Consider the following 19365-nt stretch of genomic DNA (forward strand, 5'->3'; position numbering starts at 1 on the left):
CCCTGGCCGCCGGTACCGCCATTGCGCACAGTCTGGCTGCCGGCGCCGCCGACGCCACCGTCACCGCCGATCCCTGCCGCACCGCCTTGGCCGCCCGCGCCTCCGACGCCGGTTACCCCACCGGTCCCGCTGCCTAGCGCGGTACCCCCAGCACCCCCGGCACCACCGTGGCCGCCGGCCCCGCCATTGCCGCCGAGGCCGCCGGTCCCGCCGGTGGCTCCGGCGACGGTTGCGTCCGCCCCGGTCGCTCCGGCGCCGCCGGCACCACCGAGACCACCCACACCGCCGGCGCCGCCGTTACCGCCGTTGCCCGACACCGCACCGCCGTGACCACCGGCACCGCCGACGCCACCGATTCCGCCGACCGCGCCCGTGCCGCCACCGGCACCCGGGGTAGCACCGTTCGCCCCTGCGGCGCCGGCCACACCGGCACCACCCGCACCACCGTTGCCGCCGTTGCCCGTTACGCCGCCGTCGCCGCCGGCACCACCAGTACCACCGACCACGCCGATACCGCCGGTACCGCCGTTGCCACCCGCTCCGCTGCCATCACCGTTACCGCCGGCGCCACCGACACCACCGTGACCAGCCGTCCCTGCATTGCCGCCGGCCCCGCCGTTGCCGCCGGCCGCGTTAGACCCACCGGCGGCAGTAAGGCCCAACCCACCGGCACCGCCGTTGCCGCCACTGGTGGCCGCGGCGCCCGCGGCGCCGTTCGCCGCGCCGAGCGAACCCGCTCCGCCCACACCACCGATGCCAGGGTTACCGCCCTGGCCGCCGGCGCCACCGTGAATGTTTCCGATATCGCCGTCGCCGCCGACACCGCCCGCACCCCCGAGTCCGGCGGCACCACCTGCACCACCCACCCCGCCGGCACCGAACATGCCCGTGCTGCCGGCAGCGCCGCCGGCACCACCATTACCGCCGGCACCGCCGACGCCTCCCGTCGCGCCACCCCCGACGGCGTCGAAGCCGGTGCCACCGGCACCACCGGCGCCTCCCGCACCACCGGCGCCCGCCGTGCTGAACACCGTCCCGCCGTTGCCGCCGAGGCCGCCGACACCGCCGTTACCGCCGGCGGCACCGGACAACGGGTCGCCGGCGCCACCGGCACCGCCCACGCCGCCCGCGCCACCCGCGCCGAAGAAGCCGGCGTTTCCACCGATACCGCCCGCGCCCCCGGTCAGGCCTGCGGCGGCACCGACGCCGCCCGTTCCGCCGATACCGCCGTTTCCGAACAAGATGCCGCCGGAGCCGCCGTTTCCGCCGGCGGCGCCCGCTCCACCCGTACCACCGATGCCGCCGGTGCCGAAGAGGCCGGCGGCGCCGCCGTTACCACCGACCTGGCCCGCCGCACCGGATCCGCCCGCGCCACCGTTGCCCCACAGCAATCCGCCCGCTCCGCCATTCGCGCCGGTTCCTGCGGCCCCGTCGGTGCCGTTCCCGATCAACGGACGCCCAAACGCTGCCTGGGTCGGCGCATTGATCAGGTCCATCACGCCCTGCAACGGCGATGCGTTCACCGCCTCGGCGGTCGAGTACGCGTTACTCGCAGATGTGAGGGTTTGCACAAACTGTTGGTGGAAGGCCTCCGCTTGAGAGCTCAGCGCTTGATAGCTCTGAGCATGCGAGCCGAAGAGCGCGGCGATGGCTGCCGACACCTCATCCTGCGCGGCCGGCAGCAAAGCAGCTACGGGTCTCGCCCAGACCCCGTTGGCCTCGTTGATCGACGCACCCAGACTCTGCAAATTCGTTGCCGCAGCAGCGAAGAGGTCAGGGGCAGCCACCAAATACGACATTGCTGAAACTCCTGTGGTTCATGGCCGACGGTTGGACACGCGATTGGGAATGTACATCCACGCGAGACCGAAACACCAGATCTGACAACACGTCTTTTCAGATTTCTCTGAGCGTGTCGGCGGGCCCACTGTTGGGCGCCGTTAGCCGAAGCTTGAATATCCACAATTCCACTATTGAATTCATGTTAGTAAGCGTCCGACCGACCCGGCGTTCACCTTCCGACACCTATCTGGTCACTGAATCTCGTTGCAGTACAACGGTTTTAGTCTGCTATTAGACATGGCCTACTGATGAGTAACCCTCTGATAAATGTGTCGATAGGTTGGCTAATATGGGAGTTGTCTATGAAGATTTTTGACTGATCGTTAGCTGAACACGAAGTAACGAAGTTTGCTAGGCCGCCTTCGACGGGGTCTCCGGACGACTGGAATGACACACGCCATGTGACAAAACTGGGCCAAAACGACACGCCGAAGGGCGGTCTGACGCCGCTCAGTCCTGGCGCTCGACTACTTGCCGTAGCGACGGTTGCGCATGCTGTAGTCGCGCAGCGCGCGCAGAAAATCGACCCGCCGGAACGCCGGCCAGTGCGCCTCGGTGAACCACATCTCCGAGTAGGCGCTCTGCCACAGCAAAAAACCGGACAGCCGCTGCTCGCCTGAGGTTCGGATCACCAGGTCGGGGTCGGGCTGCCCCGAGGTGTACAGATTTTCGGAAATTCCTTCAACGGTTACGGCGTCGATGAGTTCCTCGGCAGTGGCGCCGTCGGCGAGTCGCTTGCCCAACAACGCGCGCACCGCGTCGACGATCTCCTGACGGCCGCCGTAGCCCACCGCGACATTGACGTGGAACGACGCGTTCTGCGGTGTGGAGTCCACCGCGTCGCGTAACCGGCGGGCCTGCGCCTCGCCCAGCAACTCCAGGTCGCCGACGGTCCGGACGCTCCAATGGTTGGCCGGGGCGCAGATTTCTTCGACGACGTCGGTGATGATCTCGATCAGCGCGGCGAGCTCTTCGGGGTCGCGTTGCAAGTTCTCAGTGGAGAGGAGGTAAACGGTGGTCATTTCGATGCCAGCTTCCTGGCACCACCGCAGCATCTCGGCGATCTTGATCGCGCCCATCCGGTAGCCGACACTGACGTCGTCGTATCCCAGGCTGCGCGCCCACCGCCGGTTCCCGTCGCACAACACCGCGATGTGGCGTGGCAACTCGGATCGCGACGCGGCCAAACCCTGCCGCAGTCGCAGCTCGTAAAGCCGGTACAACGGCTCCTTGATCCGCGGCGGGATGATCTCCACGGAATCCCACACTACTGTGACCGACACCAAACTTCGGCTGCCATTTACGGCAATATCACGCCACGTCTGACGGGGTTCTCTCAGGCAGTCCCGTTAGGCTTGAGCGGAGACATTCACGATCGACGAGGCGAGGGCAGAAGCACAGATGAGCAGCCAGTCCAGCACGCTCACCAGTACAGAACCGGATCGGGAAGGTCCCTCGCCGGCCAACGCCGCGCATCAGATCGCCGAGGGCGTCGCCAAGGTTCTCAAGAAGCCCCGGTTCCGCGGCTGGATCCACGTCTATTCCGCGGGTGCTGCCGTTTTCGCCGGCGCATCGCTGGTCGCGGTGTCCTGGGCGCTGGACTCCACCAAGGCCGGCCTGGCGACGATGCTGTACACCTTCGCCACCATCATCATGTTCACCGTCAGCGCCACCTACCACCGCGTCAACTGGAAGTCGGACACCGCCCGCATCTGGATGAAGCGGGCCGATCACTCGATGATCTTCATCTTCATCGCCGGCAGCTACACGCCGTTCGCCTTGCTTGCCCTGCCCGGGCATGACGGACACGTCGTGCTGGCGATCGTATGGGGCGGTGCATTGGCCGGGGTCACGCTCAAGATGCTGTGGCCGACGGCGCCGCGCTGGGTGGGCGTGCCGCTGTACATCCTGCTGGGCTGGGTAGCGGTCTGGTACACCGGCTCGATCCTGCACAACGCGGGGGTCGCCGCGATGGTGCTGCTGTTCGTCGGCGGCGCTCTGTACAGCATCGGCGGAATTCTCTATGCGCTGAAGTGGCCTGACCCGTGGCCGTCGACGTTCGGCTATCACGAGTTCTTCCACGCCTGCACCGCGGTCGCGGCGATCTGCCACTACATCGCTATGTGGTTCGTCGTCTTCTGAGGTTTCAGAGTTGAGTCACGTCGGCCGGTGACCAGTACGCCTTCATCGCGGTGACTTTCCCGTCGGCGTCGAAGACCATCGTCTCGATCGGTTCGATCCGCATCTTGTGGTCGCCGGCGGTGATCGTCAGCCGGAAGTGGAAGGCCGCCTCGTTGCCCGAGACGCGCAGCGTCACCAGCTCGCACTCACGCTCGACGCCCGTGACCGACGAATAGAAGCCCTGGATGGCGCCGCTGCCGATGTGCACCTCGCCGCCGACGGGATCCTCGAGCGTGGCGTCATCGGCGTAGAAGGCTGCCAAGTCATCGGCGCTGCCGCTGGTCACCGTGGCGATGTAGCGGTTGACCGTGTCGGTGATCGCTTGCGTCCTGTCAGCGGTGTTCGGCATGTGACGCACGCTACTACCCGGGGATTCCCAGGGCGGCGGCGAGTTGGTCCGCGCCGGTCACCGGCAAGTCGCAGAGCCGGCCCCGGCACACGTACGCGGCGTCGGCCCCGGCCACCCGGTCGCGTCCGGCCAGCAGCGGCGACGAGTCCGGCGCGCCTCCGACGACGATCGTCCCGCCGGGCGCCAGCCGGCGGGCAGCGGTGAGCAACGGCGACGCCGGGCCGGCACACGCGACCGCGATCTGCAGCGGCCCGCGCACGGCGGCCTCGGCAACCGCCAGCCAGTGCCCGGCCGAACGTGGGGCGCGCGCCATCAGCACCGAATGCGCGTCCAGGGTTTCGCCCACGATATGTAGATACCGCTCGGCCAGGTCCCCCGAAGCCAGGTGTGCGGCAGCGAGCAGCGCCTCCGCGATGGACGAGGCCCCCGACGGCGTCGCCCCGTCCAGGGGATCGGCGGGTCTCAGCACGAGTTGCTCGGCGTCGTCGGCGGTGTCGAACCAGCGGCCCGGACGTTGCGGGTCGCTGAAATGCTCCACTGCGGTGTCCAGCAGCGCGGTGGCCGCAGCCAACCAGGTGTCGTCGGGACTCAACTGGTACAGCGCCAGCAATCCGGTGGCCAGCATCGCGTAGTCCTCCAGGATGGCCGCGCTGTCCCCCACCACCCCGGCGAGACTGGCACGCCGCAGTCGGCCGTCGACGACATGCACGTTTAGCAGCGCCGTCGCGCAACGCACTGCCGCGTGCGCCAAACTCGGGTCATCCAGAGCGACACTGGCTTCGGCCAGGGCGGTGATCGCCAGCCCGTTCCAGGAAGTGACCACTTTGTCGTCGCGTCCCGGCTGCGAGCGGGTGAGCCGGGCGGCGAGTAATGCGGCGCGCACCCGTCCCAGACGTTGTGGGTCTTCGGGATCGACGGGCAATTGCAGCACCGATGCCCCGTGCTCGAAGGTGCCCACTCGGGATACCCCGAAAACCCTCGCCGCCCAGCGCCCGTCGTCGGGTCCCAGCACCTCGGTCAGCTGCGGCGGCGTCCACACGTAGGTCGATCCCTCGCGCCCGTCGGCATCGGCGTCCAGCGACGAGGTGAACATGTCACCGTCGGCCAGGTCGTCGAGCAGAAAGCGCGCGGTCTGCGCGGCGACCCGGCGGGCCAGCGGATCCCCGGTCCGCCGGGCCCAATGGGAGTAGAACCGCAGCAGCAGCGCATTGTCGTACAGCATCTTCTCGAAATGCGGCACCACCCAGGCGTGGTCGACGCTGTACCGGGCGAAGCCGCCGGCAAGTTGGTCGTAGATGCCGCCGCGGGCCATGGCTGCACCCGCCCGCGACACCGCCTCCGAGACTTCGGATGACCCGGTGCGTTCGTAGTTGCGGAGCAGACCCTCGAGCAGCGCCGACGGCGGAAACTTCGGGGCAGTGCCGAATCCGCCGTGCACGACGTCCTGATCCCGCAGCACGGCGGCGACGGCGTCGTCACACAAGCCGGGCACGATCGCCGGCCCACCGCCCGGCAGCCCTGACGCCATCGAGCGCAATTCGCCGGCGATGTGGTCGGAGGCCTCCTCCACTTCGGCGCGCCGTTGTGTCCATGTCTCGTTGATCGCCGAAAGCAGTTGCAGAAACGCATCTTTGGGGTAGTAGGTGCCGCAGAAGAAGGGCCGTCCGTCCGGGGTGAGGAAGCACGTCATCGGCCAGCCACCCTGCCCGGTGAGCGCGACGGTGGCGTTCATGTAGACGGAGTCGATGTCCGGGCGCTCTTCGCGGTCCACCTTGATGCAGACGAACCCGGCGTTCATGGCCGCGGCCACCTCGTAGTCCTCGAACGATTCGTGGGCCATCACGTGGCACCAGTGGCAGGCGGCGTAACCGATGGACAGCAGCACCGGCACGTCACGCGCAGCGGCCTCGGCGAGTGCTTGCGGACCCCACTGCTGCCAGTGCACAGGGTTGTCGGCGTGCTGGCGCAGGTACGGGCTGGTGGCCTCGCCGAGTGTGTTAGTCCCGGGCAGGTCAGCCGGGCTCATGGGCCGAGCCCGGAGGCCGGTTTCTGTCAGCGTCGGTGGCCGGAGGCTCGACCGTGTCGGTGCCCTCATCGGCGGCCTGATCCGGCTCGGGGTGCTGGCGATCGAAGGACTCCGGGACCTTCTTCAACTGCCTGTTCATCGAACGGACCAGGAACACGGTGGCGACGATGAGCAGCACGACCACCACCAGCCCCAGGGGACTGGCCTTGCCGAAATCCGGTCCGTTGTTCTTCGGGCCGGCAGCGATCACGGTGAGCAGAAAGTGGTTCACGGCTCGAAGATCCCCTCGAACAGATCGGTCTCCGGTATGCGGGCCGGCACCCGCGAGCGGGCCAGCTCGAACTCTTCAGTCGGCCACAGCCGCTCCTGCCACTCGATCGGCGCGGCGAAGAACTCTGCGTTCGGATCGATCTGGGTGGCATGGGCGATGAGTGCATCGTCGCGTTGACCGAAGTACGCCGAGCACTCCACGCGGGTGGTCACCCGCTTCTCGAAGTGATCGTTCTCCGGCAGCCAGTGCGTCAGCCACTTCTCGAACGGACCCTCCTGGCCGTTCTTGGCGAACTCGTCCTGCAGCAGCTGCATCCGCGCCCGCAGGAAACCGTGCACGTAATACAGCTTGGACACCGACCACGGCTCCCCGGCGTCGGGGAACCGTCGATAATCGCCGGCCGCTTCGTAGGCGCCGACGGATACCTCGTGGCAGCGGATGTGATCGGGGTGCGGGTAGCCGCCGTTCTCGTCGTAGGTGATCATCACGTGCGGCTGAAACTCTCTGACCACCCGCACCAGCGCTTCGGTGGACTCTTCCAACGGCACCAGGGCGAAGCAGCCCTCAGGTAGGGGCGGCGGCGGGTCGCCCTTGGGCAGGCCGGAGTCGATGAAGCCCAGCCAGTGGTGTTCGACGCCCAGGATCTCGGCGGCCTTGGCCATCTCGTCCCGGCGAATTTCGTGTATGTGGCCGTGCACGTCCGGAAGGTCCATCGCCGGGTTCAGGATCTCACCGCGTTCGCCGCCGGTCAGCGTCACCACCATGACCCGGTGGCCCTCATCGGCGTAGCGCGCCAGCGTTGCGGCCCCCTTGCTGGATTCGTCGTCGGGGTGGGCGTGCACCGCCATCAATCGCAGTTTGCTCACGAGCTCCCTTGCATCTGTTCTTCCGAGTCCGTCCATTGGCCGCCCACCGACCGTGTGAGTGCCCCCTATACTTCCAGTTCTCCTGTACCCCACAACTCCCGAGGGCATGACTGAGCACTTGACCGAGGATTCCTTCGCCCGGCCCGAGGCACGCTATGGACGTGACCGGCTGTCGCGGAAAACGCGGCGCCGCGTCGTCATCGGCCTGACCGTACTGGTCCTGGCGGCGGGAGTGGGCATCGCGATCGTGGCTTACCGGCAAATCGGCTCCGGACCGGTCAAAGGCACCTTGGCCGGCTACGAGGTGATCGATGACCAGACGGCGTCGGTGACCATCAGCGTGTACCGCAGCGACCCGTCGCGGCCGGTCGACTGCATCGTGCGGATCAGGTCTAAAGACGGCAGCGAGACGGGCCGCCGCGAAGTGCTGGTGCCCCCGGCCGGCCAGAACACCGTGCAGGTGACCACAACGCTCAAATCGAGCAAGCCGCCGGCGATGGCGGACGTGTACGGCTGCGGCGCGGACGTGCCCGGCTATCTGCGGCCTCAGTGAGCGGATAGCAAAACGCCGAACTGCGGATATGTCAGTCATCTACCGTTTGCGCGGTGGTAACATGGATGAATGCACGGTCCTGCTTGGGACCGTGTATTGCTGCATTAGAGGCCGTGAGCAGAGCGGAGTTGCAGCACCCGGGGTGGGGACCCGCACACGCCCAACATCGGGACCACAGCTTGCGCGGAACAACAAGTACAAGGAGCGCCACGAGATGACGGACACTCAGGTGACCTGGTTGACCCAGGAGTCACATGACCGACTCAAGGCCGAGCTCGACCAGTTGATCGCGAATCGCCCGATCATCGCCGCCGAGATCAACGACCGCCGCGAAGAGGGCGACCTACGCGAGAACGGCGGATATCACGCCGCCCGCGAGGAGCAGGGCCAGCAGGAGGCCCGTATCCGCCAGCTGCAGGACCTACTCAACAACGCCAAGGTCGGTGAGGCGCCCAAGCAGTCCGGCGTAGCGCTGCCGGGTTCGGTGGTGAAGGTCTACTACAACGGCGACAAGGACGACAGCGAGACCTTTTTGATCGCAACCCGCCAGGAAGGCGTCAACGACGGCAAGCTCGAGGTCTATTCGCCGAACTCACCGTTGGGCGGTGCGCTGATCGACGCCAAGGTGGGCGAGACCCGCAGCTACAAGGTGCCCAGCGGCAACACCGTCGAAGTGACGCTGGTCAGCGCGGAGCCTTACCACTCCTGATTTCCCTGCGCGAGCAGACGCGAAATCGCACACGCGGGGTCCGCGCCGTGCGATTTCGCGTCTGCTCGCGGTAACTAACCGAGCGCCTGGTCCAGGTCGGCCAGCAGATCCGCAACATCCTCGATTCCCACCGAAAGCCGGACGAGATCGTCGGGAACCTCCAGCTGGGATCCGGCCGTGGATGCGTGCGTCATGGCACTGGGGTGCTCGATAAGCGACTCCACCCCACCCAGCGATTCGGCCAGGATGAACACGCGGGTCTGAGCGCACAATTTCTCGGCGGCCGCACGCCCGCCGCGCATCCGCACCGAGACCATGCCACCGAAACCGCGCATCTGCCGGGCGGCAACCTCATGCCCGGGGTGACCGGGCAGACCGGGATACAGCACGCCGCTCACCGCGGGATGGCCCGCCAGGAAATCCGCAACCGCGGCGGCGTTTTCGCTGTGCCGCTGCATCCGCAGCACCAGCGTCTTCAGGCCGCGCAGGGTGAGGTAGGCGTCGAACGGCCCGGGCACGGCGCCGGCCCCGTTCTGCAGAAACGCGAACGCCCGGTCCAGTTCCTCGTCGTTGGTCACCAGGGCGCCCCCGACGACGTCGGAGTGGCCGCCGATGTACTTGGTGGTCGAATGCAACACCACGTCCGCACCGAGCGTCAGCGGCTGCTGCAGCGCAGGGGAAGCAAAGGTGTTGTCCACCAACACTTTTGCTGAGCTGTCGGTGCCGATCTGAGCGATTCCGCTGATATCGGCGATCGACAGCAGCGGGTTGGTGGGCGTCTCAACCCAGATCAGTCGCGTCTGCGGGTTGATCGCGGCCCGCACGGCGTCCAGGTCCGACAGCGCCACCGGGGTGTACGCGATGCCCCATTGCGTAAACACCTTGTCGATCAGCCGGAACGTGCCGCCATAGGCGTCGTCGGGGATGACGACGTGGTCGCCGGGGCGCAGGAGCGCCCGTAGCGCACAGTCGGTGGCAGCCATGCCGGAACTGAACGCCCGCCCGTAAGTGCCGTCCTCCACCGCGGCCAGCGAGGCCTCCAGCGCCGAGCGGGTCGGGTTGCCGGTGCGCGCGTATTCGAACCCGCCACGCAGACCGCCGACCCCGTCCTGGGCGAAGGTGCTGCTGGCATAGATAGGTGTGTTGACGGCGCCGGTCGCCGGGTCGGGGCGGTAGCCGGCGTGGATGGCTTTGGTGGCAAGTCCGTTGAATGCGTGGTCGTCGCTCATCGACCGCCAGCCTAATCGCGCAACCGCGCGCCGTTGACGCTGCGGTGAGGGCGAGGAAGTGTGAGCGGCCCCCGCCCTCAGCGCAGAGTCAACGCCATCAGAGCGGCAAGCACACCGTTGTCATGATCTTGTCCGCCAGGGTCTGGCGCTTGCTGTCCCACAGCGGGAACAAAAACCCGACGTAGCAGATGATCGCGTCGACGAAGTGCGCGAGTTGCCGCACCAGTGACATCCCGAAACCGAGCGGCTCTCCGGTGACCTCGCTGACCACCTTGAACTTCAGGATGGACTTGCCGATGCTCGAGCCGGTCGTGCCCTGCCGGTATCCGTAGTTCCAGACCACGTACGCCAGGATCAGCAGCGACGCCAGGCCCTGCGCCAAAGTCCCGATGATCGACCCCTGGGTGTAGCAGTACTGCGCGACGTCGTACTGGTTGACGCTGGTGACGCATGACTCCTCTTGCGTGAGCATGTCGATAACCTGCGCGATACCCAGGACGACGATGACCGGGGCGTAGTCGATCAGAAAGGCCAGGAAACGGGTGATCCACGGCGTGTAGGCATCCGTCGACAACCCCTTGACCGCAGGTCCGGGCGGCGGCGGCGCGTACCCCCCGGCCGCTGGCGGAGGCGGCGGATAGCCGCCCGCGGGCGGTGGCGGCGGCGGAGGAGGAGGTGCTGATCCCCCGACGGACTGCGAGAAGTCACCACTGCTGCCGGGAGGGGGCGGCGCGGACGGCGGAAGGTGCCCACCCGAGGGCGCGGCGCCCGAGGAGCCAGGGGGCGGCGGCGGTGGCGGGTAGGACCCGCCGGGCTGATCGGTCATGGGCAACCCTTCCAAGAGCGGACTTTGCTGAACTCAGCCGGATACAGTACCGCAGCACCGAGAGCTGCGTCACAGCCCCACTAGCGCCGTCGCGTTCCTTCGGAGAGGAAGCCCAGCAGGTCGTAGCGGGTGATCACGCCGACCGGTTTGCCCTCCTCGACGACCATCAGGGCGTCCTGATCGCGTAACGCCTTGCCGGCGACGCTGACCATTTCCCCGGCGCCGATCAGCCGCAGCGGCGGGCTCATGTGCTGCTTGACCGCGTCGGCCAGCTTGGCCCGACCCTCGAACACCGCCGACAGCAGTTCGCGTTCTGAGACACTGCCGGCGACCTCCCCGGCCATCACCGGCGGCTCAGCCCCCACCACCGGCATCTGCGACACCCCGTACTCCCGCAGGATCCCGATGGCGTCGCGCACGGTCTCCGAGGGATGGGTGTGCACCAGGTCGGGCAGCGCGCCGGACTTGCGGCGCAACACGTCGCCAACCGTCGACTCGGCGGCCGAGCCGTCGAGCCGGCTGCGCAGGAATCCGTACGACGACATCCAGGCGTCATTGAAGATCTTCGCCATGTAGCCGCGGCCGCCGTCCGGCAGCAGCACCACGATCACCGCGTCGGGCCCGGCGTGCTCGGCCACCTTCAGGGCGGCGACGACGGCCATCCCGCACGATCCGCCGACGAGCATGGCCTCCTCGCGGGCCAGCCGTCTGGTCATCTCGAAGGAGTCGGAGTCCGAGACGGCGATGATCTCGTCGGGCACCGACGGGTCGTAGGCCGCCGGCCAGAAATCCTCACCGACACCCTCGACCAGATAGGGCCGCCCGGTGCCACCGGAGTACACCGATCCCTCCGGGTCGGCGCCGATGACGCGCACCCGCCCGTCCGATACCTCCTTGAGGTAGCGTCCGGCGCCGGTGATCGTGCCGCCGGTTCCGATGCCGGCGACGAAGTGAGTGACCTTGCCGTCGGTGTCCGCCCAGATCTCGGGGCCGGTGGTCGCGTAGTGACTGGCCGGCCCTTCGGGGTTGGAGTACTGGTCCGGTTTCCACGCGCCCTCTATTTCCCGGACCAACCGGTCGGAGACGCTGTAGTAGCTGTCCGGGTCCTCCGGCGGCACCGCTGTCGGGCAGACGACCACCTCGGCGCCGTACGCGCGCAACACGTTTCGCTTGTCCTCACCGACCTTGTCAGGGCAGACGAACACGCATTTGTAGCCGCGCCGCTGGGCCACCAGGGCCAGTCCGACCCCGGTGTTGCCCGACGTCGGCTCGACGATCGTGCCGCCTGGCCGCAGCTCCCCGCTGGCCTCGGCGGCGTCGATCATCCGCTCGGCGATCCGGTCCTTCGAGCTGCCACCGGGGTTGAGGTACTCCACCTTCGCGGCCACGATGCCCGCGCCTTCGGGGACGACGGAGTTCAGCCGAACCAGGGGCGTGCCACCGATGAGGTCACTGAGGTGCTGCGCGATCCGCATGCGCCTATCGTCGCAGGCCCTCTCGCAGGCCGCACAACCGCTCGGCGGGTGTCAGCCGGTCGCCTCGCGGATGTACTCGCCGATCTGGCGCAGCGAGCGCACGGCTTCGGGCAACAGCGGCCCGGCGACCTGGAAGTCGTGAACCTGGCCCGGCCACACGCGCACCTCGGCCGGCACGCCGGCGGCCGCCAGTCTGCTCGCCGCCAACTGCGCGTCGTGCAACAGCACCTCGGATCCGGACACATGGATCAATGTCCGCGGCAGGCCCGGCGCGATGTGGTCCAGCGGCTCGTAAATCTCTTCCGGCTGACCGTTCACGGTGTTCTTCGCGGCGCAGCTAGCAACCAAAGCGCCGAGCGCATCGAAGGCCCTCGCGGGGAACATCGCATCCGTTTTGATGTTGGGATGAGACTGCTTGGCTTCCTTTGCCAGCTGCAGCAGTGGCGAGATCGCAACGAGGGCTGCGGGCTCTTCACCTTCGCGCAGTAGGCGCTGCGCGAGAGACAGCGCGAGGTACCCGCCGGCGGAGTCGCCGCCCAGCACAATCTGATCCGGTTCGTAGCCCAGCAACCGGAGCCATCGGTAACCGTCGTGGCAATCGTCGAGCGCCATCCCGATCGAATGCTTGGGCATCAACCGGTAGTTGACGACGAGAACGGGTGCGTCAGCGAACTTCGACAGCGATTCGACCAGTCGGCCGTGAGAGTTTGCTCCGCAGGTTAAGAATGCACCGCCGTGCAGGTAGAGCACGACTCGCCGGGTCCCGTCCGCCGGCAGCACGCCCGTCGCGCGAACCAGCTGGGCCGACGCATTAGGCAAGGTCACCTCGGCCCTGACGGTACTGGTGGCAGGTAGCAGCACGCGTGCCGCATGGTCGATGAGTCCCCATGGCCAGGGCAGGTGCGGTACGTAGCTACCGGCCGCCAAAACCGGTCGGATCGTCACGCGAGACGCAAGCGTAGCGAACCGGGCGGCAACACTTGGCCCAGACTCGACAACCTCGACGGGAGCCCCGTCGCTGATCGCGAATCTGCGTGCTTCGAGTCTACGAGCCTTCAGCGCGTCGCGCGGGCGAATGGCGACTCTAGGTGCGCCAGAGACCTTACTGGGTGCGGTCATGCTCAACACTTCCTACGCCGTTGTAGTCCGATACAGCATGCGACGAAGAAGCTGAGCAATTCGTTCAGCCAACCTCGCAGACTTAGCTTGACAGTCCTCTACCCACTCAACTTCCTAGTAATCGCTTTCGATACCACATCTGTGTCACACCGTAACCGGTTTGTTTGTCAGCTACCCCCGAAATGAGCACAACCGTCCTAAACTGATGCCCGTGGGCGTGCATGTGCCGCGGCGTTCGACGATCGCTCTGGCCACAGCGGGTGCACTCGCCTCGACAGGCTCGGCCTATCTGGGCGCACGCAACCTGCTGGTTGGTCAGGCGACGCATGTGCGCACCGTGATCCCGAAGAACTGGGATCCACCGCCGCGTGCCGACGGCGTCTATGCCCCCGGCGGTGGCCCGGTGCAGCGGTGGCGGTACGGAACGCCGTTCGATCTGCACCTGATGATCTTCGGCGACTCGACCGCGACCGGATACGGGTGCGCCACCGCGGAAGAAGTACCCGGCGTGGTCATCGCCCGGCGGCTGGCCGAGCAGTCCGGTCTACGAATCAGGCTGAGCACTAAAGCCATCGTCGGAGCCACGTCCAAGGGAGTTCTCGGTCAGGTCGACGCGATGTTCGTGGCAGGGCCCCCGCCGGACGTCGCGGTGATCATCATCGGCGCGAACGACATCACCGCACTCAACGGTGTCGGACCGTCCGCCCAGCGGCTCGGCACGTCGGTGCGCAAATTGCGCAACCGGGGCGCCGTCGTAGTGGTCGGTACCTGCCCGGACTTCGGGCTCATCACCGCCATCCCGCAGCCGCTGCGGTCACTGGCGCGCACCCGAGGTTTGCAACTCGCCCGTGCCCAGGCCGCGGCCGTCCGGGCGGCCGGTGGAGTGCCGGTTCCGCTGGCGCATCTGCTGGCCCCCAAGTTCCGGGAGATGCCCGAGTTGATGTTCTCCTCCGACCGCTACCACCCGTCGGCGGCCGGCTACGCCGAAGCGGCCGAACAGTTGCTGGTGGCACTGTGTGAAGCACTGAGCGAGAGGATTCCTGCGTTGGCGCGGCCCATTGCGCTGCCGGTCGTGGCTGCCCGCCGAACCATCGTGTCCCGGTGGTGGCCGCGCCCGTCACCGGTGCGTGCGACCGCCGCGGTTGCCTCCGGGTAGGGCGCGTTAGGCTCGGCTTCGCAACCCCAATCGAGGAGCCGTCATGCCGGAAGCCGTCATCGTTTCAACCGCCCGCTCGCCGATCGGCCGCGCCATGAAAGGGTCGCTGATCAGCATCCGGCCCGACGATCTGGCTGCGCAGATGGTGCGCGCCGCGCTCGACAAGGTGCCCGCGCTCAACCCGCACCAGATCGACGACCTGATCATGGGTTGCGGCCAGCCCGGCGGTGAGTCCGGCTTCAACATCGCGCGCGTGGTGGCGGTGGCGCTCGGCTACGACTTCCTGCCGGGTACCACGGTCAACCGGTACTGCTCGTCGTCGCTGCAGACGACTCGGATGGCGTTCCACGCGATCAAGGCCGGTGAGGGCGACGTCTTCGTCTCCGCCGGTGTCGAGACGGTGTCCCGGTTCGGGAAGGGCAATGCCGACGGTTGGCCCGACACCAAGAACCCGTTATATGACGCTGCTCAGGAGCGGACGACCGCCGCGGCCGCGGGAGCCGACGAGTGGCACGACCCGCGCGCCGACGGCAACGTTCCCGACATCTACATCGCGATGGGACAGACCGCCGAAAATGTCGCGCTGCTGACCGGCATTTCTCGCGAGGACCAGGACCACTGGGGTGTACGCAGTCAGAACCGGGCCGAGGATGCCATCAAGAGCGGGTTCTTCGAGCGCGAGATCTCGCCGGTCACGCTGCCGGACGGTTCGACGGTCAGCACCGATGACGGGCCGCGGGCGGGCACCACGTACGAGAAGATCAGCCAGCTCAAGCCGGTGTTCCGGCCCAACGGCACGGTGACGGCGGGCAACGCCTGCCCGCTGAACGACGGTGCCGCGGCGGTGGTGATCACCAGTGATGTCAAGGCCAAGGAGCTGGGCCTGAAGCCGTTGGCGCGCATCGTGTCGACCGGCGTCAGCGGGTTGTCCCCCGAGATCATGGGGCTGGGCCCGATCGAGGCGTCCAAGCAGGCTCTGCAGCGGGCCGGTATGTCGGTGGGCGACATCGACCTGTTCGAAATCAACGAGGCCTTCGCAGTTCAGGTGCTGGGGTCGGCGCGCGAGTTGGGTATCGACGAGGACAAGCTGAACGTCTCGGGCGGCGCCATCGCTTTGGGCCACCCGTTCGGTATGACCGGCGCCCGGATCACCGCCACGCTGCTCAACAACCTGACCACGCACGACAAGACATTCGGCCTGGAGACAATGTGTGTTGGCGGCGGGCAGGGCATGGCGATGGTGATCGAGCGGCTGAGCTAGCGGCTTTGGCGGCTGTGGCGTTGACTCTGCGTTGAGGGCGGCGGCCACTCGACATTTGTCTCCCTGCACGCAGAACCAACAGCGCTGTCGGCGGCTGTGGCGTTGACTCTGCGTTGAGGGCGGCGGCCACTCGACGTTTGTCGCCCTGGACGCAGAACCAACAGGGGATGTCGGTACCCGCGGCCACGATGTCGGCATGAACAGCCCGCGGCAACCATTCATCGGCAGTGAGGCGCTGGCCGCCGGCATCTTGAACCGCCATCAATTACGCACCTATTACCGCGCGATCATGCCGAATGTCTACCTGGACAAGCGGATTGAGCCGTCCTTGCAACAGCGAACAACAGCGGCGTGGCTGTGGTCGCGGCAGCAGGCGGTGATCGCCGGCGCCGCCGCGTCGGCACTGCACGGCTCGAGGTGGATCGACCCGGCGGCGCCGATCGAACTGATCTGGCGCAATGCCAGGGCGCCGCAGCGCGTCATCACCCGTGCCGATCTGCTGTTGGAAGGCGAAACCCAAGTCCTGAAAGGCCTTTCGGTGACGACACCCGAGCGCACGGCATTCGACATCGGCCGCCGCGGGGCGTTGGGTCGCGCCGTCGCCGATCTCGATGCACTCGCTGCCGCGACGGACTTCAAGGTCAGCGACGTCGTTGAGCTGGCTGCCAAGCATCGGCACGCGCGGGGTTTGCGCAAATTGGAGGCCGCGTTGGAACTCGTCGACGCAGGCGCGCAATCGCCGAAAGAGACTTGGCTGCGCTTGCTGTTGATCGAGGCGGGTTTTCCGACGCCCCGGACTCAGATTCCGGTGCTGGGCCGCGACGGCTTCCCCCGCTACTTCCTCGACATGGGCTGGGAGGACATCTTGTTGGCCGTCGAGTACGACGGGGATCAGCATTGGACCAACCCCGACCAGCACGCCTCGGACGTTGACCGCCTGGAGTACCTGAACCGCATGGGTTGGACCGTGATTCGGGTGGTCGGCCGGCACCGGCCAAGCGATGTCATTCGACGGGTTCGGTGCGCTTGGGACACCCTGACGCGCTGTTGATTCTGCGCGTACGGCGACAAACTGCGAGAGGCCGCCGCCGCCTACGCAGAACCAAAGCCGAAGCAGACGGCACCACACCCCGAGAACGCGTCGTTGACTCTGCGCGTACGGCGGCAAACTGCGAGAGGCCGCCACCCCCTACGCAGACTCAACGCCCGAAGTGGTGTCGCGCAGCCCGCGCAGCCGCGCCAGCCGCGCAGGCCGCGCACCCCCCGCCGCAAGGGCGCACAACCCCCAAAGGAAAAGCCGGCACACCGAAATGGTGTGCCGGCTTTGCCCGTCGAGGGGCTAGTCGTTCTGCAGATAACTCAGCAGACGCAGGATCTCCAGGTACAGCCACACCAAAGTCACGGTCAGGCCGAGGGCGATGCCCCAGGCGGCCTTCTCCGGCGCACCGGCGCGGATCATCTGGTCGGCGGCGTCGAAGTCGATGAGGAAGCTGAAGGCTGCGATACCGATGCACACCAGCGAGAAGATGATCCCGATTGGACCGGCGCTGCGCAGACCCAGGCCCTCGCCGCCACCGACGTGGAACATCGCCAGCACGAAGTTGCCGAGCATCAGCACCAGCACACCGAACATCGCCGCGACCAGCATGCGAGTGAACTTGGGCGTGACGCGGATCGCGCCGGTCTTGTAGACGACCAGCATGCCGAAGAACACCCCGAGAGTGCCCAGTACCGCCTCACCGATCAGCACCCCGGCATTGGCCGAGCCCACTGAGAAGTTAGCGAGCAGGAACGAGATGGCGCCCAGGAACAAGCCCTCGAGCGCGGCGTAGCTGAGCACGATCGCCGGGTTGTCCTGCTTGCGACCGAACGTCGCGATCAACACCAGCGCCAAACCGCCGAACGCACCGACCATGGTCAGCGGCATCGCCAGCTTCAGATTGGTCGCGACCAGGAAGTAGGAAACGATGGCGGTGGTCGACAGCATCGCCAGCGTCAGGCCGGTCTTGGTGACGACGTCATCGATGGTCAGCGGACGCGAAGCGCGCGCCTCACGACCCTGTTGGTAGGGAGCGTAGGGGTCGGCCGGGTAGCCCGACTGCACGCCGGGGCCGAATTGCGCGTATCCGCCCGCCTGCTTCGGCAGCGAACGAAATACCGGGTTACTTGTCTCCCGCACCGTCGGATCCTCTCTCAAATGGCTGTGGCTTCGAGCGTGCGAACAATCGCTCAACGAGTGGTCGTCCGCCCGAGTTCCCGGCGGAGCTGCTGTTTTATCGTCAGTCCTGGACCCGTATAGCTCGACCAGGTCAACCTAAACCTTAGCCCCGCGGTCAATGCCGGGCGAGTCACGATCTAGATTGCTCGTCAAACTCATGGTCAGGCACGGCCAGGTGGAGTAGGCAGGTCCGACCGGATTGCGGCGAGGGGAGACGAGCGCATGACTGGGGTCGCTGAGGGGGCCGTTACGGGGGAAACCGACGAAATCCTGACCCGCGTCGTCGACGGCGTCGGATACGTCACCCTCAACCGGCCCAAGGCCATCAATTCGCTGAACCAGACGATGGTGGACCTGCTCAGCACCGTGCTCATCAGATGGGGACGCGACGACGCGGTGCGCGCGGTGGTGCTCACCGGCGCCGGTGAGCGCGGACTGTGCGCCGGCGGCGACGTCGTGGCCATCTATCACAGCGCGCGCAAGGACGGAGTCGACGCGCGCCGGTTCTGGCGCGACGAATATCTGATGAACGGTCTGATCGGCCGGTTCGCGAAGCCCTATGTGGCCGTGATGGACGGGATCGTGATGGGCGGCGGCGTCGGGGTGAGCGCGCACGCCAACACCCGGGTGGTGACCGACACTTCGAAGGTCGCGATGCCCGAGGTGGGCATCGGGTTCATCCCGGACGTCGGCGGGATGTACCTGTTGTCCCGCGCCCCCGGCAAGCTCGGCCTGCATGCCGCGCTGACCGGAGCACCGTTCAACGGACCCGACGCCATCGCACTGGGATTCGCCGACCACTACGTGCCGCACAGCGACCTCGACGCGTTCACCGCGGCGGTCGCGACCAACGGCGTCGAAGGCGCACTGGCCAGACACGCCGTCGAACCTCCACCGAGTGAGCTTGCCGCACAACGAGAGTGGATCGACGAGTGCTACGCCGCGGACAGCGTGATCGATATCGTCGCCGCGTTGCGAGACCATGACGCCAAGCCGGCCAACGAGGCCGCCGATCTCATCAGCACCCGCTCCCCCATCGCCTTGTCGGTGACCTTCGAGGCGGTACGTCGCGCCGCTCAACTCGAAACCCTCGAAGACGTTCTCGTGCAGGACTATCGGGTGTCGTCGGCCTCGCTGCGCTCACACGACCTGGTGGAGGGCATTCGCGCGCAACTGGTCGACAAGGACCGCAATCCGAAGTGGTCGCCGGCATCGTTGGACGAGGTCACCGTGGCCGACGTCGCGGCATACTTCGCGCCCGTCGACGACGACCTTCAGTTCTAG

The 19365-nt window shown here is 67.0% G+C and carries 18 protein-coding genes; 7 read left to right on the top strand and 11 right to left on the bottom strand.

Going from position 1 to position 19365, the window contains the following annotated elements; all coding sequences use genetic code 11:
- Both AO501_RS14985 and AO501_RS14990 read right to left on the bottom strand, forming a co-directional pair.
- On the bottom strand, positions 1-1799 hold a 1799-nt coding region (locus AO501_RS14985; RefSeq protein WP_156452575.1), incomplete at its 3' end, for a PE family protein.
- Positions 1800-2309: 510 nt separating this feature from the next.
- Positions 2310-3098: a (2Z,6E)-farnesyl diphosphate synthase gene (locus AO501_RS14990; protein WP_055578472.1), complete on the bottom strand. Its 789-nt coding sequence runs from the start codon at positions 3096-3098 to the stop codon at positions 2310-2312.
- A gap of 145 nt (positions 3099-3243) precedes the next feature.
- Between AO501_RS14990 and trhA the strand changes: the two genes are divergently transcribed.
- On the top strand, positions 3244-3984 hold the full coding sequence (trhA, locus tag AO501_RS14995) for a PAQR family membrane homeostasis protein TrhA (RefSeq protein ID WP_055578473.1): 741 nt from the start codon (positions 3244-3246) through the stop codon (positions 3982-3984).
- Positions 3985-3988: 4 nt separating this feature from the next.
- On the opposite strand, the gene AO501_RS15000 is transcribed toward trhA, so the two are convergent.
- The 4 genes from AO501_RS15000 to mca are packed head-to-tail and all read right to left on the bottom strand — an operon-like array spanning position 3989 to position 7535.
- A complete protein-coding gene (locus AO501_RS15000) occupies positions 3989-4372 on the bottom strand; it encodes a nuclear transport factor 2 family protein (RefSeq protein WP_055578474.1) in 384 nt (127 codons plus the stop codon).
- 13 nt (positions 4373-4385) lie between these two features.
- On the bottom strand, positions 4386-6398 hold the full coding sequence (locus AO501_RS15005; RefSeq protein ID WP_055578475.1) for a thioredoxin domain-containing protein: 2013 nt from the start codon (positions 6396-6398) through the stop codon (positions 4386-4388).
- On the bottom strand, positions 6385-6669 hold the full coding sequence (locus AO501_RS15010; protein WP_055578476.1) for a hypothetical protein: 285 nt from the start codon (positions 6667-6669) through the stop codon (positions 6385-6387). Before AO501_RS15010 ends, AO501_RS15005 begins: the two co-directional genes overlap by 14 nt.
- Complete coding sequence (gene mca, locus AO501_RS15015) at positions 6666-7535, bottom strand: mycothiol conjugate amidase Mca (protein WP_055578477.1); 870 nt, start codon at positions 7533-7535, stop codon at positions 6666-6668. Before mca ends, AO501_RS15010 begins: the two co-directional genes overlap by 4 nt.
- Before the next feature lie 118 nt (positions 7536-7653).
- Here mca and AO501_RS15020 point away from each other — a divergent pair, with 118 nt between their 5' ends.
- Together AO501_RS15020 and greA are read left to right on the top strand one after the other, a co-directional pair.
- Positions 7654-8088: a DUF4307 domain-containing protein gene (locus AO501_RS15020; RefSeq protein WP_371935038.1), complete on the top strand. Its 435-nt coding sequence runs from the start codon at positions 7654-7656 to the stop codon at positions 8086-8088.
- A gap of 214 nt (positions 8089-8302) precedes the next feature.
- On the top strand, positions 8303-8797 hold the full coding sequence (greA, locus tag AO501_RS15025; protein WP_055578479.1) for a transcription elongation factor GreA: 495 nt from the start codon (positions 8303-8305) through the stop codon (positions 8795-8797).
- 74 nt (positions 8798-8871) lie between these two features.
- On the opposite strand, the gene AO501_RS15030 is transcribed toward greA, so the two are convergent.
- The 4 genes from AO501_RS15030 to AO501_RS15045 all read right to left on the bottom strand — a co-directional run bounded on the left by AO501_RS15030 (position 8872) and on the right by AO501_RS15045 (position 13446).
- A complete protein-coding gene (locus tag AO501_RS15030) occupies positions 8872-10026 on the bottom strand; it encodes a cystathionine gamma-synthase (protein WP_055578480.1) in 1155 nt (384 codons plus the stop codon).
- Between the two features lie 97 nt (positions 10027-10123).
- Complete coding sequence (locus tag AO501_RS15035; RefSeq protein ID WP_055578481.1) at positions 10124-10852, bottom strand: RDD family protein; 729 nt, start codon at positions 10850-10852, stop codon at positions 10124-10126.
- An 80-nt stretch (positions 10853-10932) separates the two neighbouring features.
- Entirely contained in the window at positions 10933-12327 is a 1395-nt protein-coding gene (locus tag AO501_RS15040) for a cystathionine beta-synthase (RefSeq protein WP_055578482.1), read from the bottom strand.
- 51 nt (positions 12328-12378) lie between these two features.
- Positions 12379-13446: an alpha/beta hydrolase gene (locus tag AO501_RS15045; protein WP_055578483.1), complete on the bottom strand. Its 1068-nt coding sequence runs from the start codon at positions 13444-13446 to the stop codon at positions 12379-12381.
- A gap of 223 nt (positions 13447-13669) precedes the next feature.
- Here AO501_RS15045 and AO501_RS15050 point away from each other — a divergent pair, with 223 nt between their 5' ends.
- The 3 genes from AO501_RS15050 (at position 13670) to AO501_RS15060 (ending at position 16914) form a co-directional block, all read left to right on the top strand.
- On the top strand, positions 13670-14602 hold the full coding sequence (locus tag AO501_RS15050; RefSeq protein WP_156452579.1) for an SGNH/GDSL hydrolase family protein: 933 nt from the start codon (positions 13670-13672) through the stop codon (positions 14600-14602).
- Positions 14603-14645: 43 nt separating this feature from the next.
- Positions 14646-15863, top strand: a complete 1218-nt coding sequence (locus AO501_RS15055; protein WP_055578484.1) for an acetyl-CoA C-acetyltransferase — start codon at positions 14646-14648, stop codon at positions 15861-15863.
- Positions 15864-16059: 196 nt separating this feature from the next.
- On the top strand, positions 16060-16914 hold the full coding sequence (locus AO501_RS15060; protein ID WP_055578485.1) for an endonuclease domain-containing protein: 855 nt from the start codon (positions 16060-16062) through the stop codon (positions 16912-16914).
- 288 nt (positions 16915-17202) lie between these two features.
- Here the strand turns inward: AO501_RS15060 and AO501_RS15065 are convergent, their stop codons facing one another.
- On the bottom strand, positions 17203-18042 hold the full coding sequence (locus AO501_RS15065) for a Bax inhibitor-1/YccA family membrane protein (RefSeq protein WP_055578486.1): 840 nt from the start codon (positions 18040-18042) through the stop codon (positions 17203-17205).
- 261 nt (positions 18043-18303) lie between these two features.
- Between AO501_RS15065 and AO501_RS15070 the strand changes: the two genes are divergently transcribed.
- A complete protein-coding gene (locus tag AO501_RS15070; protein WP_055578487.1) occupies positions 18304-19365 on the top strand; it encodes an enoyl-CoA hydratase/isomerase family protein in 1062 nt (353 codons plus the stop codon).

The organism is Mycobacterium gordonae, from assembly GCF_001417955.2.
Lineage (GTDB): Bacteria > Actinomycetota > Actinomycetes > Mycobacteriales > Mycobacteriaceae > Mycobacterium > Mycobacterium gordonae_B.

Excerpts from the sequence above, each read along its gene's own strand:
- trhA (WP_055578473.1), top strand. The coding sequence starts at position 3,244 with ATGAGCAGCCAGTCCAGCACGCTCACCAGTACAGAACCGGATCGGGAA.
- AO501_RS15040 (WP_055578482.1), bottom strand. The coding sequence starts at position 12,327 with ATGCGGATCGCGCAGCACCTCAGTGACCTCATCGGTGGCACGCCCCTG.
- AO501_RS15055 (WP_055578484.1), top strand. The coding sequence starts at position 14,646 with ATGCCGGAAGCCGTCATCGTTTCAACCGCCCGCTCGCCGATCGGCCGC.
- AO501_RS15030 (WP_055578480.1), bottom strand. The coding sequence starts at position 10,026 with ATGAGCGACGACCACGCATTCAACGGACTTGCCACCAAAGCCATCCAC.
- AO501_RS15060 (WP_055578485.1), top strand. The coding sequence starts at position 16,060 with ATGAACAGCCCGCGGCAACCATTCATCGGCAGTGAGGCGCTGGCCGCC.
- AO501_RS15000 (WP_055578474.1), bottom strand. The coding sequence starts at position 4,372 with ATGCCGAACACCGCTGACAGGACGCAAGCGATCACCGACACGGTCAAC.
- AO501_RS15070 (WP_055578487.1), top strand. The coding sequence starts at position 18,304 with ATGACTGGGGTCGCTGAGGGGGCCGTTACGGGGGAAACCGACGAAATC.
- greA (WP_055578479.1), top strand. The coding sequence starts at position 8,303 with ATGACGGACACTCAGGTGACCTGGTTGACCCAGGAGTCACATGACCGA.
- AO501_RS15035 (WP_055578481.1), bottom strand. The coding sequence starts at position 10,852 with ATGACCGATCAGCCCGGCGGGTCCTACCCGCCACCGCCGCCGCCCCCT.
- AO501_RS15045 (WP_055578483.1), bottom strand. The coding sequence starts at position 13,446 with ATGACCGCACCCAGTAAGGTCTCTGGCGCACCTAGAGTCGCCATTCGC.
- AO501_RS15005 (WP_055578475.1), bottom strand. The coding sequence starts at position 6,398 with ATGAGCCCGGCTGACCTGCCCGGGACTAACACACTCGGCGAGGCCACC.